Here is a 25,325-nt window from a genome sequence, read left to right on the forward strand (position 1 = left end):
CCGCTCGTCGAATTCGGCTACGGCACGCGCGGTGTCGGCCGCTGCAGCTCGAGCGGCGGCGGCAGAGGCTGGCTTGCCGTGCCCGGCGCCGTCGACTGGAGCGGCGCGCCGGGCAGGACCAGCGGCCCCGGCCGTTGGGCCGGCGCGCGCTCGGCGGCACGGCCGCGATCCTCCGCCTCGACGCGGCGCCGGATCTCCTGCTCCGCTTTCGCCTGCTCGGCCCGCCTCGCCTCCTCGGCGCGCTTTTCCTCGGCCTGCTGGCGTTCGAGCTCGCGCTGGCGCGCCTCCTCTGCCCGCTTCTGCTCGGCGAGTCGGCGTTCCTCCTCCGCCTTCAGGAACTCGTTGAGACGACGCTCATTCTCGCGCATCTCGCGCTCGGCCCGCAGCCGCCGTGAATGCATCGCCCGCTCGCGCGCATCCGCCTCGAAGGCCTCGACACGCTCGATCTCGCGCGCCAGCGCCCGCGCCGCCACCGTGTTCGACAGGGCGCTGACATCGCTCTCGCGGCGCAGCTCGGTCAGCGGCCCGCGCCAGGCGATCCCGATCTGCGGCGCATCGCCCGGCCAGCCCTTCGGCAGCGGGCCGAGCGGCTTCAGCCCAAGCCGGAGATCGCCGGTCAGCGCCCGCAGGTCGACGACGCCGCTCGCCTCGGCCTTGAGGCCGTTGCGCTCGAAGGCGAAGGGCTGGATGCGGATCAACCCGCCCGCCAGCGTGAACGGCACCGCCACCTGGCCGAGCGCCCAGGCATCCTTGTCGAGCGCCTGCGCCAGCCGTTCCTGCAGGCGCCCGGCATCGCTTTCGGAAGCGTCCTCGCCGGTATTGGCGATCACGCGGGCATAGGCGCCCGGATCGAAACGGGCGAGACGCAGCTCGCTGAGGGCGAGACTGCCGGCGCCGCTCAAGCCGGCGATCAGCCGCGCCGGCGTCTCTCCGGAGCCGCCGAGTTCGATCTGCCCGGAGGCCCGGCCGCCGATCGCGCCGCGGCTGACGCGGCCGAGATCGATCGCCTTGAGCTCGAGCCGGCCATTCAGCTGCGCCAGCCCGCCGTCGCGCCGCAGGCCGAGCCGCCCCGCGAGCCGACCGTCGCCAAGGCTTCCGCCGATCTCCTCGAGGCGTAGCCCGTCCTCATCCGATCGCAGCGTGAAGCTGGCCTTGTCGAGCACGACGCCGTCGAGCAGTGCGAAGGAGCCAACCTCGATCGCGATGTCGAAGGCCGGCAGGCCAGGCACCTGCCCGAACCGGCCGGTCGGCCAGGTCGAGCCGGGAGACGGCGCCGCGCTGCCGATCGACGCGGCCATGATCCGGCGCAGATCGGCGGCGGGCAGCGCCAGCCGGCCGGTATAGGGCCCCTCGCGCGGCAGCAGCAGCGAGCCGCTGGCCGTGGCGCCCCCCAAATGGGCCGTGATCGCGTCGAGGCGCGTCGCCTCGGCGGTGACCAGGAGGCGGGCATGCGCGTCGAGGACTCCGTCGGGCAGGAGCCGCGCCGGGCCTTCGGCCAGGATCTGGCCCGGCCCGTCGGCCTGCACGGTGACCTGCCGTCCATCCGCGCCCTCGTCGACCACCAGCGACAGCCCCGGCCCGGCGAGAGAGCCCGTGGCGCGCCCACTGCCGAGCGAAAGCGCGAGCCGCGCCGGGCCGCCCTGCGCCGGGGCCGGCAGCCCGAAGGCGGTGAACACCTGGCGCCGGTCGTTCAGCTCGAAATTCAGCGCCGCGCGCCGCCAGGAGCCGCCACGGTCGAGCAGCCCGTCCAGCGTCAGCTTGCCGGCCGCCGCCATGCCTTCGGCCGAGACGCCAGTCTCGCCCGAAGCCGCGCGGGTCAGCCGGAAGCCGGCATCGAGCCGTGCCAACCCGTCGCTGGTGCGGGCCAGGATCTCGGCCGCGGCCTCCGGCAGCAACGGCCCGGCCAGGGCGGTCAGGGCTTCGAGGCGCGGCGCGCGCACCCGGCCGGAAATCTCGCCTCCCTCGGCGAGCAAGGCCCCGGCACCGGTGACGCTGACGCCACCGAAGCCCTCGACCGACAGGCGTCGCAGGCGCCAGCTCTCGCCTTCCCGGCGGATATCGAGATTCGCAGAGCCGGGCGGCGCGCTCCGGAAGCGCGCATTGTTCAGGCTGAGCTCCAGCGCGATCTCCGGCTGGTCGAAGAGCCCGGCCAGGCTCGTCCCGGGCGGAAGCGCGTCGAGCACCAATCCGTTCACGGCCGCCTTGGCCGCCAGCCGCGTCGGGCCGAGCTCGCCCGAGGCCTCCAGGCGAAGGCCGGACGATCCGGCGACGATGAGATGCTGGAAGGACATTTGCCCGGCCGACCACGAGCCGGTGGCGTCCGCGTCGACCCGCCCGAGCCGGGCGATGAAATCGGCGAGCGCCGGATCGAGGCCGGCCCGCCCGAGCAGCAGCGCAAGCCGCCGCGCATCCTCGGCCTTGAGGTTGAGCCGTCCCTCGGCTCCGTCCGGCCCGAGGCTGCCGCTTGCGCCGATCAGGGCACCGCCCACCCGGACCGAGGCGGAAGTCTCGCTCAGCCCGGCATCGTGCAGGCGCCCGCGCAGGGCGAAACCCGAGAAATCCTCGCCGTGCCAGATCAGCTGGTCGAGGTCGAGGCTGACGTCCAGGCTGCCCGGCAGGCCGTGCAGCGCCCGCGCGAAGCCCTGCCGCTCCGCCAGCGCCGCCGCAAGGGCGTCGGCGTCGAGCCGGCGCGCCCTGAGCGCCAGCGCCCCTGTCCCGTTGCCCGGCAGATAATGGCCCTCGCCCTCGAGCCGCGCCGCGCCGCCGGCGAGGTCGAGCGCGAGGCCCGCGAGCTCGAGCTGCCGGCTGCCGCCGCGCACCCGCCCGGAAAGCGCGACGGAGCCGCCCGGCGAGAGATTGAAGGCGCCGTCGAGCTCGGCGGCGACGCCGCCCTGCCGCGGCGGGAAGGCGAAGGAGCCGTCGAAGGCGAGCTGCAAATCCTCGCCCGTCAGATTGGCCTTGGCCCGCAGCCGCCCCCCCTCTTCCAGCTCGCCCGTGGTGATGCGCAGCGAGGCGCCGTCGACCTCTCCCTCGAAGCGCCACGGCCCGGCCAGGCTGACCGCCGAAACCTCGGCCGCGATCGGCGCGATCGTGAGCGCAGGGCGCCCGGCCTCGCGCCAGACCAGGGCCGAGCGGCTGATCGTCAGCCGGTCGAGCCTTGCCTCGGCGGGGATGGCCTTGCCCGTCCGCTCCGGCAGGCGGACCGCGCCGGTCTCGTCCGCGACGAGCTGGAGCGTCGCACCGTCCAGGCGCGCCTCGGAGAACCGGAACTCGCCGCGCGCCAGGGCCGTCAGCGCGAGCTCGACGGTCGCCTGTTCGGCCGTCGCGGCGCTGGTTCCGGCGCTGCCGACCCCGATCCGGACATCCTGCAGGGCGATGCGCGGCGACGGCAGGAGCCGCAGGCTGATGTCGCCGCCGATCTGCGTCTCGACGCCGAGCGCCTCGCTCAGCCGGGCCTCGAACTGCGGACGATAGGCGCGCCAGTCGACGAAGCCGGGGCCGATGAGGGCCGCGAGCAGAGCCAGGACCAGCAGGCCGGCCAGAACTGTCAGGCTTTCACGCAACGTCCGCTTTCTGTCCCTGTCGTCATTGTCGAGCGATGCCGATCTCGGACGTCATCGCGAGCGCAACGAAGCAATCCAGCGAGCGTAGAGCGCTGCCGCCCTGGATTGCTTCGTCGCTTTGCTCCTCGCAATGACGGCCTGCACCGGAAGCTGTCCTCACCATGCCTGCAAGTCGCGGCAGGATCACGACATTTCGGCGAAGCAGGCGGGGGGCGCAAGCCGCTGCGATGTCACAAGGCGATGATTTTTCCGGGGTTGAGGATGTTCTGCGGATCGAGCGCCCGCTTCAGGGTCCGCATCACCGCCAGCGCCTCCGCGCCGTGCTCCTGCTCGAGATACTTCATCTTCTTCTGGCCGACGCCGTGCTCGCCGGTGCAGGTGCCGCCCATGGCGAGAGCGCGCTTGACCAGCCGGTCGATGAAGGCCTGCGCCCGCTCGACCTCGGCCGTATCGCTGAGGTCGACCAGCGGCTGGGTGTGGAAATTGCCGTCGCCGACATGGCCGGCGATCGGCGCGATGAGCCCGGTCTCCTCGATGTCGCGCTTGGTCTCCTCGACGCATTCGGCCAGCCGCGAGATCGGCACGCAGACATCGGTCGCGACCGAATCGAAGCCGGGGCGCAGCGCCTTGGCCGCCCAATAGGCGTCATGGCGCGCCTGCCAGAGCTTGGAGCGATCCTCCGCCTTGGTCGCCCATTCGAAAGGGCCGCCGCCGAACTCGGCCGCGATCTCGCCGAAGCGCTCGGACTGCTCGGCGACGCCGGCCTCCGTGCCGTGGAACTCGACGAAGAGCATCGTCGTCTCCGGCAGGCCGAGCTTGGCATGCAGGTTGACGCCGCGGATCATCACGTCGTCGAGCAATTCGATGCGCGCGACCGGCAGGCCGGTCTGGATGGTCAGGATCGTGGCGTCGCAGGCCGCCTTGACCGACGGGAAGGGACAGACGCCGGCGGCGATCGCCTCCGGAATGCCGTGCAGCTTCAGCGTCACCTCGGTGATGATGCCGAGCGTGCCCTCCGAGCCGACGAGCAGGCGGGTGAGGTCGTAGCCGGCCGAGGTCTTGCGGGCCCGGGTCGAGGTCTTGACGACCGAGCCGTCGGCCATCACCGCGGTCAGCGCCAGCACATTGTCCTTCATCGTGCCGTAGCGCACCGCATTGGTGCCGGAGGCGCGCGTCGCCGCCATGCCCCCGATCGAGGCGTCGGCGCCCGGATCGATCGGGAACATCAGGCCCTGGTCGCGCAGATGCTCGTTGAGTTCCTTGCGCGTCACGCCGGCCTCGACCACCACGTCGAGATCCTCGGCATGGACGGCGATGATCCGTTTCATCTGCGACATGTCGATGCAGACTCCGCCGAACACCGCATTGACGTGGCCCTCCAGAGAGGTGCCCGTGCCGAAGGCGATGACCGGCACGCCATGGGCGGCGCAGAGCTTCACGATCTCGGAGACTTCCTCGGTGCTCTGCGGGAAAACCACCGCATCCGGCGGCAGATTCGGGATCCAGGTCAGGGTGTGGCCGTGCTGCTGGCGCACCGCGAGGCTGGTCACGAGCCGGTTGCCGAAGCGCGCCGCGAGGGCCTGCGTCACCGCCGCGACCGCATCCGGAGAGGGCGGCAGCGCTGCGGCGGAGACAGGGCTGTCATGAAGGGCGGCGGCGGGCAGGCTCATTGTCAAGGTCCGGTGTTGGCGCTTAGACTTGGAACAGATCGGTTTCGCAATTGGTTACGGTCCGATATCAACCGGGCTCCGCAGCCGGATCGCGATGCTGACGCCGACCATGATCGGTGCATAGTAGATCACGCGACGGCGGAAATGGGCAGCCGCAATCTTGCGGCCGCCCCTTGAACGAGGCGCCGAACAGGGAGGGCGATCATGAAGCAAGACACACGCGCCCCGGCGCTGTTCTTCGCACCATTCGTCTCGTCGGCCATGCGCGTCGAGCCGCAATGGATCGACTTCAACGGCCATCTCAACATGGCCTATTACCATGTGCTGTTCGACCGGGCGGTGGACGAGGTCTTCTCGCTCGTCGGGCTGACACGGGACTATGCCGAGACGCGCCACGCCTCCACTTTCGCGGCGGAGTGCCACATCCTCTACAAGCGCGAGCTGACCGAGGGCGACCTCGTGCGCGTGACGGCGCAGCTCATCGCCTTCGACGACAAGCGCCTGCACTACTATCTCGAGATGCGGCACGCCAACGAAGGCTGGCTGGCGGCGACGAGCGAGAACCTGTCGCTGCATGTCGACATGGTCCATCGCAAGGTCACGCCCTTCCCGCCCGACATCCTGGCGAACATCGCCCTGATGAAGGCCGCCCACAGCATGATGCCGCTGCCGGCCACGATCGGCCGGATCATCGGCATGCCGAAGAAGTCGGCGATCCGGGTGGACGACGTGGCGGAAGAGCGCGAGCCGGAAACGACCGAGACGCGCCACTAGGGCGCTCCCGATCTCGCGGAAGCGTGGTCCGATATTGCGGGGAGCGCGATCTCTCGCCGGGCGATCGGGCCGCCTCAGGCCTCGTCGTCGGGGATCTTGAGCTTGTGCCCGCAGGCCTTGCAGTAGACGGCGTCCGGCTCGTGGCGCTGCAGGGCGCATTCCGGGCAGGGAAACAGCACCTTGTTCGGCCGGAACAGCGCCTGCGCCAGCCGCACGAACAGCGTGATCCCGACGATCATCACCACGATCGAGGTCAGCTTGCCGGCGATGCCGGGCAAGGTCACGTCGCCGAACCCGGTCGTGGTCACGGTCGCGACCGTGAAATAGAGCGCCTGGACATAGCTCTCCAGCCCGCCCTCCTGCTGGAAGAAGAAGGTGTAGACGAAGCCCGTGACGACGAAGAGGAACGTCGCGATGTTGCTCAGCGCACGCACGACATTCTCCCATTCGCGGAAGCGCGTGGTGCGGAACTGCGCCCAGACGATGCCCTTGTGGGAGAGCGACCAGAGCCTGAGGATGCGCAGGAAGCCGAAATTCTCCAGCCATTGCGGCATGAGCAGCGTCGACAGGATGAACAGGTCGAGCAGCATGGTCGGCTGGCGCAGCAGCCTGAGCATGTTGGTGGAGGCGAGCAGCCGTGCCCCGATCTCGGCGATCATGATGATCGCGACGGAATAGTCGATCCAGAGGAAGGCCGACTTCTCCCTGAGCAGCGGCGTCACGATGAAGAAGGCGATGATCAGCAGATCGACGACCGTCGTCACCGCCTGGAAGCGCAGCGCCGCCGGGGAACGGCCGTGATAGAGCTGGCGCAGCCGGTCCCGAAACGTCTCGAAGCGGCTCTTGGGCGGGCTGGAATCGGGGCTGTCCATCGCCGGCAGGATAGCGCCCGGCGAAGCGGGCCGCCAAGGACCGGCTTTCGCTCGCCAGCGGAAACGAGTTTCGACGCCGGGCGGTCGCTATCCTAGCCGCGCGGCCTCGCCGCGACCGCGTGGACGGCATAGCCGCGATAGGGCGCCGCCACCCGGCAATCGGCCCCGGCTGCCCCAGCCAGCAAGCGCGTCACCGCCGGCAGATCCTCGCGCGGCGTGACGTGGAACAGCCCGAGCCAGCGCAGCAGCACCGCCTTGAACGGCGCCGGCAGCCCGCCCTGATCGCCGAAATCGACGATGTGCAGCGCCCCGCCCGGCTCGAGGCGGTGCAGCGCCTCGGCGACGACGCCCTGCCAGGGCGGGATCATCGACAGCGCGTAGGAGATCACGATCCGGTCGAAGCCCGGCAGGCCGAACAGCGCCTGCGGATCGAAATCGGTGGCGTCGGCCCGGGCGAGCCTGATCCGCTTCTCCATGCCGGCCTTCGCGACCGCTCCCTGGGCCGTCGCCAGCATCTCGCTGGAGACGTCGAGCCCGTAGCAGGCGCAGGACGGGTAGCGCCTCGCGATCCGGATCAGGTTGCGCCCGGTGCCGCAGCCGATCTCCAGCACCGTGCCGCCGGGGGGCGGCTGCAGCCCGTCGATCAGCTGGTCCCTCCCGAGCAGGTAGAACTTCCGGCTGGCGTCGTAGATATGGCGCTGGTGCCGGTAGATCCGGTCCATCAGGCCTGCGGTCGAGCCTGCCGGCGCCGGCGCGCTCACCGGCCCTGCCCCGCCAGCACATAGAGGTGGAAGCCGCCATAGATCGCCGAGCGGTCCTGTCGGCAGAGTTCGCGGCTGCGCGCCTCGTCATAATGCCACTGGTCGAGGATCGCGGCCGGCACCCGGCCGGGCAGCAGCCGCTCGTCGGCCGCGGTGCGGAAGATCACCCGCGCCCCCGGCCGAGCCGTCCGGGTGATCTGCGACCACAGCGCAGCGAGATCGGCGTCGTTCATCCAGTCCTGCGCGTCGAGCAGCACATAGGCATCGCAGCTCTCGGCCGGCTGGTCTGCCAGGAAGGCCGTGACGGCGTTCTGGTGATAGGAGACGCCGCTTGCGCGCGCTTTCACCGCGGCGAAATTCTGCGGCTGGAGATAGGGCGGCAGCGCCGCGCCCGGCCCCTCGCCATAGCGCCGGCCGAAGGCCTGCTGGGCGAAGTAGTTCTCCTTCAGGTCGAACCCGCAGGCGAGCCGTTCCAGCCTGAGCCTCAGCGCGCCGAGGATGCCGTCCTCGCCATCGGCCGCCAGCGCCTTGTACTGCGCCGGCGGGATGCCGAGCCCGTAAAGCGAGGCCGGCTGGCGCACCAGCCAGCGCACCAGCCTGCGCTCGAAGACCGGCGCGAGATGCCTGTCGTAGAGCGCCCGCTGCTCGGCCATGTCGCGCGCCGCGAGCATCGCCTTGGGATTGCCGCCGAGCAGCCGCGCCAGCACATGCCCCGTGCCGATGAAGCGGCCGAGCAGCCCGTAGCGGTGGAAGCCGTTGGCGAAGAGGTGGATCCGCCGCCGCCCGTTGAGGCCCCGCCCCTCCCAATAGCCCCGCGAGACGGCGTCGAGATGCGGCGCGATCTCCCGGTCGTAGAAGGCGACGTTGTCGCGCCGGTCGGCCCGGCCGAAGAAGCGCAGCAAGCTTTCGTGTTCCCCCATCCGCGCCAGGGCGGCCAGCTTCAGCCGGCCGAGCGCGATATGCGCGGCGTTGAGATCGACCGCGCTGACGCGGATCGGCGCGGCCGTCAGATAGGAGAGGATGTTGCAGGAGCCCGACGCGATCGCGACGACATGGTCGTCGGCCTTGAGCTGCAGCGCCGCCATGTCGACGATCGGGTCCTCCCAGATCTGCGGATAGACCAGGCCGGAGAAGGCCCGCGCGAACAGCCATTCCAGCATCCCCGCCTTCGACAGCTTCTTGCTGCGCCGGACGGCCAGTCCCAGATCCGAGCTCGTCATGCGGCGGGCCGCGCGCGCTGTCTGCGTCGCCTGTTGCGTCACCGTTTTTCCTCCCTTTGCGGGTGGCGGGCCTGCTCGCATCGGACCGGAACGTGGAAACCACTTTCCGGATAAATCCGATGCTTCGGCAAAGGGATGGATCGCCACGCCGCGTCCGAATGGACGCGCGGCGATCTAGAGGAGTCGCGTGACGGTCAGGTGACGGAGCCTTGCCTCTCGCCGCGGCGTCTCGAGAGCCATTTCGAACGACGGGGCTGAAATCCGGAACGTGGAGCGCCATATTGGCGGGCACGAGAGCCGGCAAGGCGGCTCACCGCCCGCAAACAGGGAGATCGCAATGGGCCTGATGAGCATGTTCGGCGAGCCGAAGCAGCAGGACGAGACCTTCCCCTTCCAGCTCACCGACGCCGAGTGGCGCGAGCGGCTGACGCCGGAGCAGTACCAGGTGCTGCGCGGCCACGGCACGGAGCGGGCCGGCTCCTGCGCGCTCAACTACGAGAAGCGCGCCGGCACCTTCTCCTGCGCCGGCTGCGGCCAGAAGCTGTTCAGATCGGGCAAGAAGTTCGAGAGCGGCACCGGCTGGCCGAGCTTCGACCAGCCGCTGGAGGGTGCGGTCGGCACCTCCGAGGACTTCAAGTTCGGCATGCACCGCATTGAGGTGCATTGCGCCAATTGCGGCGGCCATCTCGGCCACGTCTTCCCGGACGGCCCGCCTCCGACCGGCCTGCGCTACTGCATCAACGGCGTGGCGATGAATTTCGAGCCGGAAGCAAGCTGAAGCCGCACCGTCGTCATGGTCGGGCTTGTCCCGACCATCCACGTCTTTTCTGGCCTGTGCCGCGTTCAAGACGTGGATGCTCGCCACGAGGGCGAGCATGACGGTCGAGCCTATGAAACCGCCGGCACCGCCCGCCGCGCCAGCGCCGCCGCATCGACAGCCGGCGGCAAATCCCCGAACTGCCCCGACCAGCCATCGCCCAGCCGTGTCACGATGAAGGCGTCGGCGACCGCAGGTGGCGCAAAGCGCAGCAGCAGCGACGCCTGCAGCATCAGCGCCAACCATTCGGTCAATCGCCGCGCCTGCCCCTCGTTCCGCATCATCTCGGGCAGTTCGTCCTCCAGCCGCTTCAGCGCCGCGTCGTAGCGCCGGTCCCCCCCCGCGGCCGCCATCAACTCCGCCCGCAGCACGTCGACGGCTCCCGCCTCGCGCGCCAGCGAGCGCAGCACGTCGAGGCAGATGACATTGCCAGAACCCTCCCAGATCGCATTGAGCGGCGCCTCCCGATAGAGCCGCGCCATCGGGTTTTCCTCGATGAAGCCGTTGCCGCCATGGCATTCCAGCGCCTCGGCGACGAGGGCAGGCGCCCGCCGTGTGATCCAGTATTTCGCGATCGGCGCCCCGACCCGGGCCAGCAGCCGCTCGCTCGCCGATTCCTCCTGCCGGTCGAGCGCCGCGAACAGCCGGAAGGCGAGCCAGGCGGCTGCTTCCGCCTCGAGCGCAAGATCGGCCAGCACGTTCTGCATGATCGGCTGGTCGATCAGCGCCTTCTGGAAGGCGCGGCGATGTCGCGCGTGATGCGCCGCGAGCGAGACGGCCATCCGCATCAGCCCCGCCGAGGCGGCGGCGATGTCCAGCCGCGAATTGTGGTTCATCGAGAGCCCGGTGCGGATGCCCCGTCCCTGCTCGCCGATGAGATGGCCGATGGCGCCACGGAACTCGACCTCGGAGGAGGCGCTCGAGCAGTTGCCGACTTTTTCCTTGAGCCGCTGTATCGCGACGCCGTTGCGCGCCCCATCCGGCAGCCAGCCCGGCACGACGAAGCAGGATATGGCCTCGCCCGTCCGCGCCAGCGTCAGGAAGACGTCGGAATGCGGCACTGAGAAGAACCATTTTCGCCCGTGCAGCGACCAGGTGCCGTCGCCATTGTGCTCGGCATAGGTCTGGGTCTGGCGCAGATCCGAACCGCCTTGCGTCTCCGTCATCGCCGTACCGACGGTCGCGCCGGTCTTGAGATGGGCGGGCCCCTGCCGCGGATCGTAACGGTTCGAGGTGACGAGGGAACCCCACTGCTCCCAAAGCAGAGGGTCCTGCTTCAGCACCGGAACGGCGGCATAGGTCATGTTGATCGGGCAGCAGATGCCGGGCTCGGTGCCGTACCAGAGATATTGCAGCATGGCCCGCGCCACCTGGGCCCCGGGCTCGGGCCGGTTCCAGGCCAGCGCATGCGTCTCCTGCCCGATGGCGAGACCCATCAATTCGTGCCAGGCCGGATGGAACGCGATCTCGTCGATGCGGTTGCCGAAGCGGTCGAAGGCGCGAAGTTCGGGCGTGTAGCGATTGGCGAGATAGGCCAGTTCCTGCACCCGTGCCGAACCGACCGTCCGCCCTGCCTCGTGCAGGCGCTCCTTTGCCCAGTCGGCTCCGAAGGCCGCGACGATGCTCGGCAGAACCGGATCGGCGGCGAAGGCGTCGTACTCCGCCAGCACCGGCACTTGGTTGCTGACCTGCCAGACACTGCTTGTCATTGCCGCATCCTGCCTTGCCGTCATGGTCGGGCTTGTCCCGACCATCCACGCCTTCGCGCATCCAAGGCAGCGTTCAAGACGTGGATGCTCGGGACAAGCCCGAGCATGACGATCGAGCCCCGCTTGATCCAATGGAAAATGCACGAACGAGGGCGCAATCCTGACACGGGCGCCCTATATTCGCCGGAGAACGAATCACGCACGAGCACTGCACACCCTTGTCCGATACCGACCCCTTTTCCGCCCCCCCGCCCCGCCCCGGCGGCCTCGCCGCGCGCGCCGCGGCGCAGCCGGCGGCCGGCTATCTCGCGGGGCTGAACCCGGAGCAGCGCCAGGCGGTCGAGGCGACGGAGGGCCCGGTTCTGGTGCTGGCCGGTGCCGGCACCGGCAAGACCCGAGTGCTCACCACCCGCATCGGCCACCTGATCTCGACCGGCCGCGCCTACCCTTCGCAGATCCTCGCCGTCACCTTCACCAACAAGGCGGCGCGCGAGATGAAGGAGCGCGTCGCCCATCTCGTCGGCCCGGTCGCCGAAGGCATGCCCTGGCTCGGCACCTTCCACTCGATCTCGGCCAAGCTGCTGCGCCGCCACGCCGAGCTCCTCGACCTGCGCAGCGACTTCACCATCCTCGACACCGACGACCAGATCCGCCTGATGAAGCAGGTGATCCAGGCCGAGGGCATCGACGAGAAGCGCTGGCCCGGCCGCATGCTGGCAGGCTTCATCGACTCGTGGAAGAACCGAGGCCTCGCGCCCAAGGACGTGCCCCATGGCGAGGCCGCCGTCTTCGCCAACGGCAAGGGCGGCAAGCTCTACGCCGCCTATCAGGAGCGGCTGAAGGCGCTGAACGCCGTCGATTTCGGCGACCTGCTGCTGCACTGCCTGACGCTCTTCCGCGACTGCCCGGACGTGCTCCAGACCTATCACGACCGCTTCCGCTACATCCTGGTCGACGAGTACCAGGACACCAACACGGCGCAGTATCTCTGGCTGCGACTGTTGGCGCAGGGCCGGCGCAACATCTGCTGCGTCGGCGACGACGACCAGTCGATCTATGGCTGGCGCGGCGCCGAGGTCGACAACATCCTGCGCTTCGAGCACGATTTTCCGGGCGCGACCGTGATCCGGCTGGAGCGCAACTACCGCTCCACCGGCCATATCCTCGCCACCGCCTCGAAGCTGATCGCCCGCAACGAGGGCCGCCTCGGCAAGACCTTGCGCACCGAGGACGAGCCCGGCGAGAAGGTCACCATCACCGGCGCCTGGGACAGCCAGGAAGAGGCCCGCCTGATCTCCGACGAGATCGAGGCGATGCAGGCCAAGAGCTACAATCTCGCCGAGGTCGCGGTGCTCGTCCGCATCTCCGCCCAGATGCGCGAGATCGAGGAGCGCTTCGTCCAGGCCGGCGTGCCTTATCGCGTCATCGGCGGCCCGCGCTTCTATGAGCGCGCCGAGATCCGCGATGCGCTCGCCTATCTGCGCTGCGTCGTCTCGCCCACCGACGATCTCGCCTTCGAGCGCATCGTCAACGTGCCCAAGCGCGGCCTCGGCGACGCGACGGTCCAGCTCCTGCACAACCACGCCCGCGCCGCCGGTTTCTCGCTGATGCAGTCCGCCCGCGCCGCGGTCGAGAGCGACGAATTGAAGCCCAAGGCCCGCACGGCGCTGCGCGAGCTGGTCGATGCCTTCGGCCGCTGGTCGGCGCGCGCCGAGCACATGCCGCAGGGCGAACTCGCCGAGCTGGTGCTGGAGGAATCCGGCTACACCGAGATGTGGAAGAAGGACCGTTCGGCCGATGCCGCCGGGCGCCTCGAAAACCTCAAGGAACTCGTCCGCTCGCTCGACGAATTCCCCGACCTGCCGGCCTTTCTCGAACACGTCTCGCTGGTGATGGACGTCGCCGATGGCGAGGCCGAGGCGCGCGTCTCGATCATGACGCTGCACGCGGCCAAGGGCCTGGAGTTCGACACGGTCTTCCTGCCCGGCTGGGAGGAAGGGCTGTTCCCGAACCAGCGCGCCCTCGACGAGAACGGCCGCGCCGGCCTCGAGGAGGAGCGTCGCCTCGCCCATGTCGGCCTCACCCGCGCCCGCAAGAAGCTGAAGCTCTATTTCGCCTCGAACCGGCGCATCCACGGGCTCTGGCAGACCAGCCTGCCCTCCCGCTTCATCGACGAATTGCCGGAGGAGCATGTCGAGGTCGAGCAGGCGCCGACCAGCTATTCGCAGGGCGGCTACGGCGCCTCGCGCTTCGACCGGATGGAGAGCTTCGGCTCAAGCTACAACACGCCGGGCTGGCAGCGCGCCCAGGAGAACCGTGCTCGCAACGGCGGCGGCAGCGGTTTTTCGGAGAGCGGCCGCGGCTTCGGCCAGGGCGGTTTCGGAGGCGGCTCGCGCCAGCGCGGCCCGCTGCTGATCGAGGGCGAGCTCACCGCCAAATCCACGGGCGAGTCGGCCTATGGCGCTGGGGCCCGCGTCTTCCACGTCAAGTTCGGCCCCGGCTCGGTCGCCAGCGTCGACGGCAACAAGCTGACGGTGGATTTCGACAAGGCCGGCCGGAAGATGGTGCTGGATTCTTTCGTGCAGAAGGCCGGCTGAACTTATCCGACACCATCCTCGAAAAGACCGACCATGACTCCCCAGATCGTGCTCACCGACGCCGAAGACGCTGCTTTTCGCGAGGTCCTTTCCAACGGCCTGAAAGGCTACAACGACGAGAAGATCGGCCGGCATGACCGCCAGCCGCTCGCGATCCGCGTCTGCGATCCGGAGACCGGCGAACCCATCGGCGGGCTGGCCGGGCGCACCTCGCTCGGCGTGCTCTTCATCGACACCGTCTATCTGCCGAAGAGCCTGCGCGGCACCGGCGTCGGCAGCCGCATCCTCGCCATGGCCGAGGAGGAAGGGCGCAAGCGCGGCTGCAGCAAGGCCGTGCTCTTCACCATCAGCTTCCAGGCGCCGGAATTCTACAAGAAGCTCGGCTGGCAGGTCTTCGGCGAGATTGCGCCGAAACCGCCCGGCGCGACCCGGATCTACCTGACCAAGGACCTCTGAGCGCCCGGAGGCCAGCCGCAAATTCGAGCCCTCATCCTGAGGAGCCGCGAAGCGGCGTCTCGAACGATGCTTCAGATATCTCCGGAGTCTCCTGGAACATCCTTCGAGACGCAAGCCTTCGGCTTGCTCCTCAGGATGAGGGCTGAGATGCGGTAGAAGGGTTGCTCACGCTCCGCCTTCCCGCTCCCGAAAAGCCTTCCGTGCCGCCGAGACCTCGGCGTAATAGGTCTCGGCCCAGGTCCAGACACCGCAGAAGGCGGCGCTGAGCTCGCGCCCCAGCTCGGTCAGCGTGTAGTCGACATGCGGCGGGATCACCGGATGGACGGTCCGGACCACCAGCCCGTCGCGCTCCATCTCGCGCAGCGTCTTGGTCAGCATCTTCTGGCTGATGCCGCCGACGATGCGGCCGACCTCGGTGAAGCGCAGGGTGCCGTGCTCCTCGAGCGCCTCCAGCACCAGCATCGTCCATTTGTCGGCCACCTGCGCGATCACCTGCCGCACCAGCGACTCGACCGCCGGGCTGACCGGCGGGATCGCCTCGCTGCGTCGATGCATCGCCGCCATCGCCATCCGGATCGCCTGCATCCGACACTCTCCTTTTGGTGCGTATGGCACCTTCGGGCGCCTTCTTTCCTTTGAAGACCGACGTTGCCACCTCCCGAAGCGCAACCACAAGAGGGCCCGTCATGAACATCTCCGGCAACACCATCCTGATCACCGGCGGCGGCTCCGGCATCGGCCGCGCGCTCGCCGAGGCGTTGCACGCCAGGGGCAACAAGGTCATCGTCGCCGGCCGCCGCGAAGCGGTGCTCGGCGCGGTCACCACGGCCAATCCCGGCATGGAATCGATGCTGCTCGACATCCAGGACAAGGCCGATATCGAGGCCTTCGCCCGGCAGGTGGTCGAGCGCTTCCCGAAGCTCGATGCCGTGTTGAACAATGCCGGCATCATGAAGCCGGAAAACGTCCCGGCCGCCGACAACCTCGCCATCGCCGAGGAGACGATCGCGACCAACCTGCTCGGTCCCATCCGGCTAACGACGGCGCTGCTGCCGCACCTCCTGAAGCAGCCCCGCGCCACGGTGCTCACCGTCTCCTCGGGCCTGGCCTTCGTGCCGCTGGCGGCGACGCCGACCTACTCCGCGACCAAGGCCGCGATCCATTCCTGGTCGATCGGCCTGCGCGAGCAGCTCAAGAGCACGTCTGTCGAGGTCGTCGAGATCGCGCCGCCCTATGTGCAGACCGAGCTGCTCGGCCCGCACCAGGCGGTCGACCCGGCCGCGATGCCGCTGGCCGAATTCATCTCCGAGGTGATGACGATCCTCGAAACCCAACCCGAGGCCAACGAGGTCATCGTCGAGCGCTGCAAGCCGCTGCGCCATGCCGAGGCGAACAGCCAGTTCGCGCAGGTCTTCGCCGCGCTGAACGCCCAGCACGCCTGAACGACGCACCTCAGGCGACGGCGGCGATGTCGAGCGCGAAGACGGCGCGGTTCCGGCCCTGCGCCTTCGCCCGGTAGAGCTGCTCGTCGGCCTCGATGACCAGTTCGTCGAGCGCCGCGCCGCCGGCCTGGCCGGCGGCGCCGATGCTCACCGTCAGGCCGATCGCCCTGCCGCCGGGAGCCTCGATCTTCAGCCTCCGGACCGCATCGAGAATCCGCAGCGCGGCGGGGCGCGCATCGGGCAGCGCGATGCCGGGGAGATAGACGGCGAATTCCTCGCCGCCGAAGCGCCCCGACAGTCCGCCCCTGCCGACGGCCCCGGCGATCGCCTTCGCCAGCCGGCGCAGCACATCGTCCCCGACCGGATGGCCGAAGCGGTCGTTGATCTGCTTGAAATGGTCGGCATCGATGAAGAGCAGCGTGCCCTGCCCGCCCCCGCTTATCGCTTCATCGAGCGCCGCGAGGAAGCTCTCGCGATTGAGCATCCCGGTCAGGCCATCGCGGCGCGCCTTTTCCAGAAGGGCATCATGCGCGGCGGAGAGCTCTCGATGCGTCTCCTCGAGTTCGCCATGCAGCCGCGCGATCTCGGCAAAGGCGTCGCGCAGCCGCTGCCCCTGCCAGAACTGCCAGGCGCTCACAGGCCAGGCGATCAGGAGCGGGCACAGGATGCACATCAGCCAGGCATTGCCGTCGACCACGCCGCCGAGCATCGGCACGATCGTCACCGCGATGCCGAGCGAAGCCGCGATCGACAGCAATGTCGCAAGGCTGGCCTTGAGGATGATGCGGCACGTCGAGGAGGTCATGGTCCAGCCCCCGTAGCGGGGATTGCTGAACGTTGGGTTTCGCAGCGGCAACGCCGGCCATTTCCGATGACAGCGGCGGGCGCGCCTGCTAAGCCCGCGCCATGCGCGAAGGCCTCCTGCCGGCGACGGTCGCGACCGTCCTCGAACTCTCCACCTCGGGCGAGAAGGCCCGGGCCCTGACCGAACTGCTCGGCGAGATCTTCGATCCGACCGAGACCGCGATCTCGGCCTTCGAGCTCGAGGAAGGCGTCACCACGCTCTCGCTGAACGCGCCCTGGAAGGTCGAGATCTATTTCGCCAACCATCCCGACGAAGAGGCGGTGCGCGACCTGCTGCGGCCGATCGTCGGCGATGCCGTCGACACCACCCCCTTCACCACGGTGAACACGCGGGACTGGGTCGCGACCAGTCTCGAGGGCTTGAAGCCGGTGCGCGCCGGCCGCGTCATCGTCCATGGCGCGCATGACCGCGATGTCGTGCGGGTCAACGACGTCGCCATCGAGATCGAGGCGGCGCTCGCCTTCGGCACCGGCCATCACGGCACCACCTCGGGCTGCCTGATGGCGCTCGACGCCGCGCTGAAGAAGCGCCGGCCACGCCACGCGCTCGATGTCGGCACCGGCACGGGCATCCTGGCACTGGCGCTCGCCAAGCAGATCAAGCGCAAGGTCGTCGCCGGCGACATCGATGCGGTCGCAGTCGAAGTCTCCGCCCATAACGCGCGGCTCAACCACGCGCCCAACGCGCTCGATCTCTATGTCGCGCCGGGGCTGCGCCATGCCAAGGCCAATCGCCCGGGCCGCTTCGACCTCGTCTTCGCCAATATCCTGGCCGGGCCGCTGCGGCAGCTCGCGCCCTCGATCGCGCGCGTGCTCTCGCGGGACGGCACGCTGATCCTGTCCGGGCTGCTCGCCATGGACGTCGCCGGCGTGGCCTCGGCCTACCGCCACCACGGCATCTATCTCGTCAGTCAATCGCTGCGCGAGGGCTGGGCGACGCTGGTCATGAAAAAAGGCGGCGCAGCCCCGAGGCTCCGCCGCCCTGCCTGACCTCCGGCGCTGTCGGAAGCGCGAGGTCGTTACTCTTCGACGTCAGAAGTCGATATGGCCGTACTTGCGCTCGGCCTCGGCCTGGAGGCTGCGAGCATCGTGCCAGACGGCGGCGGCGAACTTCGCCGCATCGACGATCTGCTCGACGACATGCTTGATGATGGCGATCATGGTTGTGATCCTGGATGTTGCCGGCGCGCGGCTTGGCCGCGACGGCCGGGAATTCAGCGGTTGAAAGGCAGCGAGACGTCGCTCGACAACGTCGCGGACGGGTAACCGCCCAGGACGATCTCAGCCTCGTTGACGAGGAGGTTGCGGGCGCGCAGCTCGCGGGCGGCGGAGCGTTTGCGGCTCTCGATCAGCGCGGCATAGAGGCGCTGCATCACACCCGGCTTGTCGGCCTTGCGGGCCGTGGTCTCGGCCGCCACCGCTACGGGCAGCACATCGGCGTTGTTCAACACATAGGTCATGGGTCCATCTCCGAAAAACGAAGGACAGTCCCGGTCGCTTCCTCGTTCTCTTATGCGACTAAGGTGGGATCATTTCGCACCTGCGAGAAGATATGTTCGCATATGCGAGATATGCAGAAAACGCATGCAATTGGCCCATTGGCGTTAATATTTGCGTTGATTGCATAACCAAATGGCACAATGCAGCTCGGACAGGCAGCGCGGCCCCACCGGACGGGCATCGCCGCGCCGACGCATTTGCGCTGGCGCTTTCACCGGCGGGGCGCGACGATGCCGCACGCCATTCCGGACCCTGCCATGACCGATTCGACCTTGCCGACCTGCCGCTTCCAGTCCTTTTCCGAGCCGAGCGACCCCAGGCAGGTCGCGGGCCGGGTCACCGCCCTGCGCCAGGCACTGGCGGCGCAGGGCCTCGACGGCTTCGTGATCCCGCGCGCCGACGAGCATCAGGGCGAATATGTCCCGGCCCATATGGCCCGGCTCGCCTGGTTGACCGGCTTCACCGGCTCGGCCGGCAATGCCGTGGTGCTGGCAGACAAGGCGGCGCTGATCGTCGACGGCCGCTACACCATCCAGTCCGCCGAGCAGACGGACACCGCGGTCGTCACGCCGGTGCGCATGGAGGACACGCCGCTGGAGCGCTGGATCGAGCAGAATCTGCCGGCCGGCGGCAAGCTCGGCTACGATCCCTGGCTGCACACCGTCGATGGCGTCGCCAGGCTGGAGAAGGCCGCCGCGGCGGCGGGCGGCAGCCTCGTTGCCCTCTCCGCCAATCCGGTCGACGCACTCTGGTCGGACCGCCCGGCAGCGCCCTCCGCGCCGGTCAAGGCGCACCCGGCCGCCTATGCCGGCGAGACCCCGGCCGCCAAGCTCGACCGCATCCGCAAAGCGTTGGCCGAGGCGAAGGTCGATGCCCTCGTGGTGTCGGATCCGCACGCGCTGGCCTGGGTGTTCAACATCCGCGGCGGCGATGTCGAGCACACGCCGCTGCCGCTCGGCTACGCCATCGTCCCGCGCGAAGGCCGCCCGACCGTCTTCCTCGCGCCGGAGAAGATCACCAACGAAGCCGGCGATGCCATCGGCGCGGTCGGCGAGATCGCCGCCCCGGCAGCCCTCGAGGAGCAATTGAAGAAGCTCGGCGCGGCCAAGGCGAAGGTCCGCCTCGATGCGACGACCGCCGCCTCGGCCCTGGCGACGCTGATCCGCGACGCCGGCGGCACGCCCGATGCCGGCACCGACCCGATCGCGCTGATGAAGGCGCGCAAGAACACGGCCGAGCTGAACGGCGCCCGCGCCGCCCATCTGCGCGACGGCGCGGCGATGACGAACTACCTCTCCTGGCTGGCGCGCGAGGCGCCGAAGGGCCGCTTGACCGAGATCGACGCCGTCGCGGCGCTCGAAGCCGAGCGGCTCCGGACCGGGCTGCTCAAGGACGTCTCCTTCACGACGATCGCCGGCGCCGGCCCCAACGCCGCCCTGCCGCATTACCGCGTCAGCGAAGCGACCAACCGCAAGCTGGAGCCCGGCATCTTCCTGGTCGATTCAGGCGGCCAGTACGAGGACGGCACCACCGACATCACCCGCACCATCGTCATCGGCGAGCCCAGCGCCGAGATGCGGGATCGCTATACCCGCGTGCTCAAGGGCCATGTCGCGATCTCGCGGCTGGTCTTCGTCAAGGGCACCTCGGGGGCGCAGCTCGATGCCTTCGCCCGCCTGCCGCTCTGGCAGGGCGGCTTCGACTTCGACCACGGCACCGGCCACGGCGTCGGCAGCTATCTCTCGGTGCATGAGGGGCCGCAGCGCCTGTCCAAGCTGGGCACCACGCCGCTGGAGCCGGGCATGATCCTCTCCAACGAGCCCGGCTACTACAAGCAGGGCGAATACGGCATCCGCATCGAGAACCTGATCGTGGTCGAGGAGCGCCAGATCCCCGGCGCCGAGCGCGTGATCTACGGCTTCGAAACGATCACCTGGTGCCCCTATGAGCGGGCACTGATCGAGAAGGGCATGCTCGATGCCGGCGAGATCGCCTGGATCGATGCCTACCACGCCGAGGTCTGGGAGAAGCTTTCGCCGCAGGTCTCGGGCGAGGCGAAGGCCTGGCTGGAGAAGGCCTGCCGGCCGCTGTGATCGACGCCTTTCCGCTAGGCTAATTCCTGGCCGCCGGAAGTATTTTCCGGCGGCCAAAGGCGGAATATGCCAGATCTCATACGATAACGCTACGGCAGGCGACGAAAAGTAATGGACGCAAATCCCCGATGCGATAACGTATTTTCCGGCTCGATCTGCCGCCATGTCGAAGCGAAACAAAGAGGGATATGCCATGCCCCTGAAGCTTGTACTGGCCGTTGCCACCCTGGCTTTTTTGCCTCTGCCGGCAGAGGCTCAACAGAAAGGCGGCAGCGATAGCGTTCGCGACGCATGCCAGGAAGAAGCCAACCAGGTGATCAAGAAGGACAGAACAAGCAGGCTGGACATGGAACAGAGGAGAGAATTGCGCCGCGAATACGCCAAAAATTGCCGCCAGAAAGCAAAGACAGGCTGACAACGCGAGCACGACTCCTCGCAGCGCTTCGGTGGCGCGCAGAGGTTGCTCAGACCTGCGAGGGAAGATGCGCGTCAGAACTAGGCGCGACTCGACTCACATCACCAGCCGGAACGCCACCACGGCCACGACGCCGACCGCCACGACGCCCAGCAGCGGAAGCCGTGTCGCCGCCAGCGCGGCGATGGCTGCAGCGGCCGTCTCGGCCCAGCCGGTGGCGAGCGCGCTCGGCGCGATCACCGCGACCAGCACTGCGGGCGGGATCGCGTCGAAGGCCGCCTGCGCGCGCGGCGACAGGTTGAGCCGCCCCGCCAGCGCAAGCCCCGCCACGCGCGTCGCATAGGTCACGATCGCCATGCCGAGGAAGGCGAGGAGGTTGATCGGGTCGACGCTCACGCCTCGGCCTCCTTCGTCGCCGGCTGCGCCTCGGAGCCCGCCGCGAGCCAGGCGGCCAACAGCCCGCAGAGCGCCCCGGCCGCGACATGCCAGGGCGGCCCGGCGAGGCGATAGGTCACCGCCGAGGCGATGCCAGCGGCCGCGACGGTCCAGAACGTCACCCTGCCCTTCCAGAAGGCGGCGACCAGTGCGATGAACAGCGCCGTGAAGGCGAAATCGGCGCCGAGCCGCTTCGGGTCGCCCAGCACCGCGCCGATCACCGCGCCGAGCGTCGAATTGATCAGCCAGCCGAGCACGAAAGGAACGACCATCGCGAACCAGTAGGCCGGCGTCAGCCGGTGCGTGCGGGCGCGCTTCTCGGCCAGCGCCCAGTTCTCGTCCGCCATATAGTAGAGCCCGAGGAATTTCTGCCAGCGGCTGAAGCCCTGCAGCTTGGGCGCCAGCGAGGCGCCCATCAGCACATGGCGCGCATTGATCAGCAGCGTCGAGAAGACCAGCGCCGCCACCGGCGCCGGGCTCGCCCAGAGCTCGATCGCGGCGAACTGGGCGCCACCGGCGAAGACCATCACGCTCATCAGGAAGACTTCGACCGGCGAGAGCCCCTTGCTGGCGGCGACCGCGCCGAAGAGCAGGCCGATCGGCGCCGCGGCCACCGCGGCCGGCCAGATGTCGTTCAGGCCGCGCCTGATGTCGTCGCGCATCGTGGGCATGGTTCGGTTCTCTCGAAAGGCCGCCTCAGGCGGCATGCGCCGCGCGGAAGGCCCCTGGCGTAACGCCGAAGCGGGCCTTGAAGGCACGGGTCAGATGCGGCTGGTCGCAGAAGCCGGTCGCCGCCGCGACGTCGCCGGGCATTTCGCCGCGCCGCAGCCGCTCGCGGGCGCGCCGGACGCGGACATCGACGAGATAGGCATGGGGCGTCAGCCCCGTCTCCCGGCGGAAGGCGCGGATCAGGTGGTGGCGCGGCAGGCCGGTGAGCCGCGCCAGGTCGGCGAGCGACAGGTCCTCGTCATAGCGGGCCTCGAAGACTTCCCGGGCCCGGGCGACGGGCCCGCCCTCCGCTCCCACGGACCGCACGGCGAGATCGGCATGGTGCGCGAGGCAGCGGGCATAGAAGCGCAGCAGCATCTCCTCGCCGGCCATGAGGTCGTCGCCATCCTCGATCGCGCGATGCGCGGCGGCGAAGAGCGCAGCGCCCTCGGCATCCTCCACCAGCGGCTGCGGAAAGAACGGCGTCCCGATCATCGCCCGACCGCTGAGCGAGGCCGCCACCTCGCGGATCAGCCCGACTTCGGGATAGGTCATCCGATAGCTGTAGCCCGGCCCATAGGGCTCGCCGTCATGGGTCTCGAGCGGGTTGACGAAGGTGATTTGGCCCGGCCGCGCATAGTGCCGCTCGCCCCGGACCCGGAAGGTCTCGCAGCCGGCCTCGATGACGCCCATCACATAGCTTTCGTGCTGGTGCGGTGCGTAGGCATGGCGGCGGAAGGTTGCGGCGAGGCAGTCCAGCCCGTCGAACCGGGCGGCCGGAAACAGCTTCGCCCGCTCGCCGGCGACGAGCGGTTCGAGGCAGAATGTCTCGCCCTGTGTGACTGCTTCCATGGCGCGAGCATAAACCCTCTCGCCGCATCGCTGTCTTGAAGAAAAGTGATCGGGCGCATCACGCGCCCGATCAGTTTGGTCATTCCGGGGGCAACCCGGTTTTCAATAGCCCTCGCCCTGAGGAGGCCCGAAGGGCCGTCTCGAAGGGCGATCCAGATGCCTCCGGAGCCTCCTGGACATCCTTCGAGACGCCGCTTCGCGGCTCCTCAGGATGAGGGCTCATATCCGGGAGGTCGTATCAGAGAGCATGCGCGGCCGCACCGGCGCCCACGCGCTCGGGGCTCTTGGCGCCGAGGAGCAGCACGCCGAGGCCGCCGACCAGCGTCGCGACGGTGGCGTAGGCGATGACGCCGAGCGTGCCGAAGCCGTCGACCAGGAGCCCGCCGAAGATGGCGCCGCTCGCGATCGCGACCTGGAAGGCGGCGACGAGCAGCCCGCCGGCGGATTCGGCCTCCTCCTCCGGCGCGACGCGCACCAGCCAGGTCTGGAAGCCGACCGGCAGCGCACCAAAGGCGAAGCCCCAGAGCCCGACGGCGACGGCCGAAGCGACCGGCGAGGCACCGGCGAACAGCAGGCTGGCCCCCATCAACGCGATCGCGAAGGCGCCGAAGATCACCGAGGCCTTGGCGCTGCGCGCCGTGATCGCCCCGCCGAGGAAGTTGCCGAAGAAGCCGCCGACGCCATAGGCGAGCAGGACGAGCGAGATCGCCTCGACCGAGAGCTGCGGAATCTGTTCAAGGAAGGGGCGGACATAGGTGAAGCCTGCGAAATGCCCGGAGATCACCACGACGATGCTGCCGAGCACGAGCGCGATGCTCGGCCGGCCGAGCAGCCGGAACAGCGTGCCGATATCGGGCGAGCCGCGCGCCGGCAGCCGCGGCAGCACCGCCATCTGGATGACGAGCGTCGCCACACCGATCAGCGCCGAGAGCCAGAACACGAAGCGCCAGCCCATCAGGTTGCCGAGATAGGCGCCGATCGGCGCCGCGCTGACGGTCGCGACCGAGACGCCGGTGAAGATCAGCGACATCGCCTTGGGCAGCGCGCTCGGCGGAACCAGCCGCATCGCGGTCGCCGCCACCATCGACCAGAAGGCGCCGAGCCCGATGCCGAGCAGAACGCGGGCGAAGAGCAGGGTCGGCAGGTTCGTCGCGACGGCGGCGAGCGCGCTGGAAACGATCAACAGGCTGGTCAGCGACCAGATCACGATGCGCCGGTCGATGCCGCGCGTCACGATGGCCGCGGCGAGGCCGGCGATCGCGCCGACGACCGCGGTGGCGGTCACGGCCTGGCCGGCCGCGCCGACCGAAACGCCGACATCGGCGGCCATCGGGGTCAGCAGGCTGGCGGGCAGGAATTCGGCGGTGACGAGGCCGAACACGCCGAAGGTCAGGGATGTGACGGCGGCCCAGGCCGGCTTTTCGCGGGCCTCCTCGGCGGCATCGTCGAATGCGAGGGTGGTGGCAGACAGGGAATCTGACATGGGGGTCTCCATGAGGTCGCCGGAAGATGGGCGTGGCCCCATGGACTTTCCATGCTATATAATCCGCATCTCATGACCGTTCGTCCAGGATTGCCATGACCGCTCCCGCCGATCACCTGACCGAGATGCTCCGAGGCCTGAGGCTCGACGGCGTCGACTACAGCCGCTGCCAGATGGCAGCGCCCTGGGGCGTCGCCTATCCGCAGAGCCGCGAGGCCTGCTTCCATTTCATCTCGCGCGGCGGCTGCTGGCTGAAGACGCCCGATGGCGAATGGCTGGAGCTGCGCGACGGCGACGCCCTGCTGCTGCCGCGCGGCGGCGGCCATGTGCTGGCGAGCTCGCCCGAGGCTGTCGCATCGCCTCCCTGCAACTGCCGCGTGCGCGAGGCCTATGGCAACATCTTCGACGTCGAGGGCGGCGGCAACGGCGAGCACATGCTCCTCTTCACCGGCCGCATGACCTTCAATGTCGATCCCGACCACCCGCTGCTGCGGCTGATGCCGGATGTGATGCGCATGTGCGAGTTCATCGCCAACGAGCCCGGCATCCCGCATCTGCTGGAGGCGATGGGCCAGGAGGTCGCGATGGACCGCGTCGGCGCGGGCGGCATCCTGGCGCGCCTTGCCGACGTGCTGGCGGCCGCGATCATCCGCGCCTGGGTCGAACGCGGCTGCGGCGCCGCCAAGGGCTGGGTCGCGGCGGCGCGCTGCCCGCAGATCGGCAGGGTACTGGCGGCGGTCCATGCCCATCCCGAGACCGACTGGACGGTCGAGAGCCTAGCGGAGCTGATGGGCGCCTCGCGCTCCGGTTTCGCCGAGCGCTTCGCCGAGGTCGTCGGCGAGACCCCGGCGCGCTATGTCGCGCAGGTCCGCATGCACCAGGCCCGGCAATGGCTCGCCCGCGACAAGCTCCGGATCGCGGTGGTGGCCCAGCGCCTCGGCTATGAATCGGAAGCCTCGTTCAGCCGCGCCTTCAAGCGCATCACCGGCCTGGCGCCGAGCCAGGTCCGTGCGGCGGGCGAAGTGCCGCCCGTCGCGATGTTCACGCCGGCGGCGGCGGAGTAGGTAACGTCTCGCGTCATGGTCGGGCTTGAC

General features: G+C 69.2%; 23 protein-coding genes. 9 read left to right on the forward strand and 14 right to left on the reverse strand.

The window, feature by feature from the left end; all coding sequences use genetic code 11:
- Positions 1-17: 17 nt before the first annotated feature.
- Positions 18-3,563 carry an AsmA family protein gene (locus B5Y19_RS01145; RefSeq protein ID WP_079591004.1) on the reverse strand — a complete coding sequence of 1,182 codons (3,546 nt, stop codon included), beginning with the start codon at positions 3,561-3,563 and terminating at the stop codon, positions 18-20.
- 230 nt (positions 3,564-3,793) lie between these two features.
- Entirely contained in the window at positions 3,794-5,233 is a 1,440-nt protein-coding gene (locus tag B5Y19_RS01150) for an FAD-binding oxidoreductase (RefSeq protein ID WP_055728890.1), read from the reverse strand.
- 204 nt (positions 5,234-5,437) lie between these two features.
- Between B5Y19_RS01150 and B5Y19_RS01155 the strand changes: the two genes are divergently transcribed.
- On the forward strand, positions 5,438-6,007 hold the full coding sequence (locus tag B5Y19_RS01155) for a thioesterase family protein (RefSeq protein ID WP_055728889.1): 570 nt from the start codon (positions 5,438-5,440) through the stop codon (positions 6,005-6,007).
- A 74-nt stretch (positions 6,008-6,081) separates the two neighbouring features.
- On the opposite strand, the gene B5Y19_RS01160 is transcribed toward B5Y19_RS01155, so the two are convergent.
- The 3 genes from B5Y19_RS01160 to B5Y19_RS01170 all read right to left on the reverse strand — a co-directional run bounded on the left by B5Y19_RS01160 (position 6,082) and on the right by B5Y19_RS01170 (position 8,860).
- Positions 6,082-6,879: a potassium channel family protein gene (locus B5Y19_RS01160; RefSeq protein WP_055728888.1), complete on the reverse strand. Its 798-nt coding sequence runs from the start codon at positions 6,877-6,879 to the stop codon at positions 6,082-6,084.
- A gap of 92 nt (positions 6,880-6,971) precedes the next feature.
- Positions 6,972-7,640, reverse strand: a complete 669-nt coding sequence (locus B5Y19_RS01165; RefSeq protein ID WP_411914130.1) for a class I SAM-dependent methyltransferase — start codon at positions 7,638-7,640, stop codon at positions 6,972-6,974.
- The gene (locus B5Y19_RS01170; RefSeq protein ID WP_055728996.1) at positions 7,637-8,860 is read right to left on the reverse strand and encodes a BtaA family protein; all 1,224 of its coding nucleotides are present in this window, start codon (positions 8,858-8,860) and stop codon (positions 7,637-7,639) included. Before B5Y19_RS01170 ends, B5Y19_RS01165 begins: the two co-directional genes overlap by 4 nt.
- Before the next feature lie 346 nt (positions 8,861-9,206).
- Between B5Y19_RS01170 and msrB the strand changes: the two genes are divergently transcribed.
- The gene (gene msrB / locus B5Y19_RS01175; protein ID WP_244555461.1) at positions 9,207-9,638 is read left to right on the forward strand and encodes a peptide-methionine (R)-S-oxide reductase MsrB; all 432 of its coding nucleotides are present in this window, start codon (positions 9,207-9,209) and stop codon (positions 9,636-9,638) included.
- 110 nt (positions 9,639-9,748) lie between these two features.
- On the opposite strand, the gene B5Y19_RS01180 is transcribed toward msrB, so the two are convergent.
- A complete protein-coding gene (locus B5Y19_RS01180; RefSeq protein WP_055728886.1) occupies positions 9,749-11,386 on the reverse strand; it encodes an acyl-CoA dehydrogenase family protein in 1,638 nt (545 codons plus the stop codon).
- Positions 11,387-11,604: 218 nt separating this feature from the next.
- Between B5Y19_RS01180 and B5Y19_RS01185 the strand changes: the two genes are divergently transcribed.
- Positions 11,605-13,983 carry an ATP-dependent helicase gene (locus B5Y19_RS01185; RefSeq protein WP_055728885.1) on the forward strand — a complete coding sequence of 793 codons (2,379 nt, stop codon included), beginning with the start codon at positions 11,605-11,607 and terminating at the stop codon, positions 13,981-13,983.
- 33 nt (positions 13,984-14,016) lie between these two features.
- On the forward strand, positions 14,017-14,439 hold the full coding sequence (locus B5Y19_RS01190; RefSeq protein ID WP_079591006.1) for a GNAT family N-acetyltransferase: 423 nt from the start codon (positions 14,017-14,019) through the stop codon (positions 14,437-14,439).
- A 165-nt stretch (positions 14,440-14,604) separates the two neighbouring features.
- Here the strand turns inward: B5Y19_RS01190 and B5Y19_RS01195 are convergent, their stop codons facing one another.
- Positions 14,605-15,003 carry a winged helix-turn-helix transcriptional regulator gene (locus tag B5Y19_RS01195; protein WP_197282448.1) on the reverse strand — a complete coding sequence of 133 codons (399 nt, stop codon included), beginning with the start codon at positions 15,001-15,003 and terminating at the stop codon, positions 14,605-14,607.
- 122 nt (positions 15,004-15,125) lie between these two features.
- Between B5Y19_RS01195 and B5Y19_RS01200 the strand changes: the two genes are divergently transcribed.
- On the forward strand, positions 15,126-15,881 hold the full coding sequence (locus B5Y19_RS01200) for an SDR family oxidoreductase (RefSeq protein ID WP_055728883.1): 756 nt from the start codon (positions 15,126-15,128) through the stop codon (positions 15,879-15,881).
- A 10-nt stretch (positions 15,882-15,891) separates the two neighbouring features.
- Here the strand turns inward: B5Y19_RS01200 and B5Y19_RS01205 are convergent, their stop codons facing one another.
- Positions 15,892-16,686, reverse strand: a complete 795-nt coding sequence (locus B5Y19_RS01205; RefSeq protein WP_079591007.1) for a GGDEF domain-containing protein — start codon at positions 16,684-16,686, stop codon at positions 15,892-15,894.
- A 101-nt stretch (positions 16,687-16,787) separates the two neighbouring features.
- Here B5Y19_RS01205 and B5Y19_RS01210 point away from each other — a divergent pair, with 101 nt between their 5' ends.
- On the forward strand, positions 16,788-17,735 hold the full coding sequence (locus B5Y19_RS01210) for a 50S ribosomal protein L11 methyltransferase (protein ID WP_055728882.1): 948 nt from the start codon (positions 16,788-16,790) through the stop codon (positions 17,733-17,735).
- Between the two features lie 42 nt (positions 17,736-17,777).
- On the opposite strand, the gene B5Y19_RS26570 is transcribed toward B5Y19_RS01210, so the two are convergent.
- Positions 17,778-17,906, reverse strand: coding sequence for a hypothetical protein (locus B5Y19_RS26570; protein WP_280174370.1), 129 nt, complete (start codon positions 17,904-17,906; stop codon positions 17,778-17,780).
- A gap of 53 nt (positions 17,907-17,959) precedes the next feature.
- Positions 17,960-18,205: a hypothetical protein gene (locus B5Y19_RS01215; protein ID WP_055728881.1), complete on the reverse strand. Its 246-nt coding sequence runs from the start codon at positions 18,203-18,205 to the stop codon at positions 17,960-17,962.
- Positions 18,206-18,502: 297 nt separating this feature from the next.
- Here B5Y19_RS01215 and B5Y19_RS01220 point away from each other — a divergent pair, with 297 nt between their 5' ends.
- Both B5Y19_RS01220 and B5Y19_RS01225 read left to right on the forward strand, forming a co-directional pair.
- Positions 18,503-20,338: an aminopeptidase P family protein gene (locus B5Y19_RS01220; protein ID WP_055728992.1), complete on the forward strand. Its 1,836-nt coding sequence runs from the start codon at positions 18,503-18,505 to the stop codon at positions 20,336-20,338.
- A gap of 163 nt (positions 20,339-20,501) precedes the next feature.
- Positions 20,502-20,753, forward strand: a complete 252-nt coding sequence (locus B5Y19_RS01225) for a hypothetical protein (RefSeq protein ID WP_139384220.1) — start codon at positions 20,502-20,504, stop codon at positions 20,751-20,753.
- Positions 20,754-20,849: 96 nt separating this feature from the next.
- Here B5Y19_RS01225 and B5Y19_RS01230 read toward each other — a convergent pair whose 3' ends face one another.
- The 4 genes from B5Y19_RS01230 to B5Y19_RS01245 all read right to left on the reverse strand — a co-directional run bounded on the left by B5Y19_RS01230 (position 20,850) and on the right by B5Y19_RS01245 (position 24,231).
- The gene (locus B5Y19_RS01230; RefSeq protein WP_055728879.1) at positions 20,850-21,149 is read right to left on the reverse strand and encodes a branched-chain amino acid transport AzlD family protein; all 300 of its coding nucleotides are present in this window, start codon (positions 21,147-21,149) and stop codon (positions 20,850-20,852) included.
- On the reverse strand, positions 21,146-21,859 hold the full coding sequence (locus tag B5Y19_RS01235) for an AzlC family ABC transporter permease (protein WP_055728878.1): 714 nt from the start codon (positions 21,857-21,859) through the stop codon (positions 21,146-21,148). The genes B5Y19_RS01230 and B5Y19_RS01235 overlap by 4 nt, the downstream gene beginning before the upstream one ends.
- Positions 21,860-21,884: 25 nt before the next feature.
- Positions 21,885-22,748 carry an AraC family transcriptional regulator gene (locus B5Y19_RS01240; RefSeq protein WP_055728877.1) on the reverse strand — a complete coding sequence of 288 codons (864 nt, stop codon included), beginning with the start codon at positions 22,746-22,748 and terminating at the stop codon, positions 21,885-21,887.
- Between the two features lie 238 nt (positions 22,749-22,986).
- The gene (locus tag B5Y19_RS01245; RefSeq protein WP_079591008.1) at positions 22,987-24,231 is read right to left on the reverse strand and encodes an MFS transporter; all 1,245 of its coding nucleotides are present in this window, start codon (positions 24,229-24,231) and stop codon (positions 22,987-22,989) included.
- A 95-nt stretch (positions 24,232-24,326) separates the two neighbouring features.
- On the opposite strand from B5Y19_RS01245, the gene B5Y19_RS01250 reads away from it, so the two are divergent.
- A complete protein-coding gene (locus B5Y19_RS01250) occupies positions 24,327-25,295 on the forward strand; it encodes an AraC family transcriptional regulator (RefSeq protein ID WP_055728875.1) in 969 nt (322 codons plus the stop codon).
- Positions 25,296-25,325 lie beyond the last annotated feature (30 nt).

The sequence above is a fragment of the Allobosea thiooxidans genome (genome assembly GCF_900168195.1).
Classification (GTDB): domain Bacteria; phylum Pseudomonadota; class Alphaproteobacteria; order Rhizobiales; family Beijerinckiaceae; genus Allobosea; species Allobosea thiooxidans.

Excerpts from the sequence above, each read along its gene's own strand:
- B5Y19_RS01245 (WP_079591008.1), bottom strand. The coding sequence starts at position 24,231 with ATGTCAGATTCCCTGTCTGCCACCACCCTCGCATTCGACGATGCCGCC.
- B5Y19_RS01200 (WP_055728883.1), top strand. The coding sequence starts at position 15,126 with ATGAACATCTCCGGCAACACCATCCTGATCACCGGCGGCGGCTCCGGC.
- B5Y19_RS01180 (WP_055728886.1), bottom strand. The coding sequence starts at position 11,386 with ATGACAAGCAGTGTCTGGCAGGTCAGCAACCAAGTGCCGGTGCTGGCG.
- B5Y19_RS01205 (WP_079591007.1), bottom strand. The coding sequence starts at position 16,686 with ATGACCTCCTCGACGTGCCGCATCATCCTCAAGGCCAGCCTTGCGACA.
- B5Y19_RS01215 (WP_055728881.1), bottom strand. The coding sequence starts at position 18,205 with ATGACCTATGTGTTGAACAACGCCGATGTGCTGCCCGTAGCGGTGGCG.
- B5Y19_RS01190 (WP_079591006.1), top strand. The coding sequence starts at position 14,017 with ATGACTCCCCAGATCGTGCTCACCGACGCCGAAGACGCTGCTTTTCGC.
- B5Y19_RS01240 (WP_055728877.1), bottom strand. The coding sequence starts at position 22,748 with ATGGAAGCAGTCACACAGGGCGAGACATTCTGCCTCGAACCGCTCGTC.
- msrB (WP_244555461.1), top strand. The coding sequence starts at position 9,207 with ATGAGCATGTTCGGCGAGCCGAAGCAGCAGGACGAGACCTTCCCCTTC.
- B5Y19_RS01160 (WP_055728888.1), bottom strand. The coding sequence starts at position 6,879 with ATGGACAGCCCCGATTCCAGCCCGCCCAAGAGCCGCTTCGAGACGTTT.
- B5Y19_RS01235 (WP_055728878.1), bottom strand. The coding sequence starts at position 21,859 with ATGCCCACGATGCGCGACGACATCAGGCGCGGCCTGAACGACATCTGG.
- B5Y19_RS01210 (WP_055728882.1), top strand. The coding sequence starts at position 16,788 with ATGCGCGAAGGCCTCCTGCCGGCGACGGTCGCGACCGTCCTCGAACTC.
- B5Y19_RS01150 (WP_055728890.1), bottom strand. The coding sequence starts at position 5,233 with ATGAGCCTGCCCGCCGCCGCCCTTCATGACAGCCCTGTCTCCGCCGCA.
- B5Y19_RS01155 (WP_055728889.1), top strand. The coding sequence starts at position 5,438 with ATGAAGCAAGACACACGCGCCCCGGCGCTGTTCTTCGCACCATTCGTC.
- B5Y19_RS01250 (WP_055728875.1), top strand. The coding sequence starts at position 24,327 with ATGACCGCTCCCGCCGATCACCTGACCGAGATGCTCCGAGGCCTGAGG.
- B5Y19_RS01195 (WP_197282448.1), bottom strand. The coding sequence starts at position 15,003 with ATGGCGGCGATGCATCGACGCAGCGAGGCGATCCCGCCGGTCAGCCCG.
- B5Y19_RS01220 (WP_055728992.1), top strand. The coding sequence starts at position 18,503 with ATGACCGATTCGACCTTGCCGACCTGCCGCTTCCAGTCCTTTTCCGAG.
- B5Y19_RS01225 (WP_139384220.1), top strand. The coding sequence starts at position 20,502 with ATGTCGAAGCGAAACAAAGAGGGATATGCCATGCCCCTGAAGCTTGTA.
- B5Y19_RS01170 (WP_055728996.1), bottom strand. The coding sequence starts at position 8,860 with ATGACGAGCTCGGATCTGGGACTGGCCGTCCGGCGCAGCAAGAAGCTG.
- B5Y19_RS26570 (WP_280174370.1), bottom strand. The coding sequence starts at position 17,906 with ATGATCGCCATCATCAAGCATGTCGTCGAGCAGATCGTCGATGCGGCG.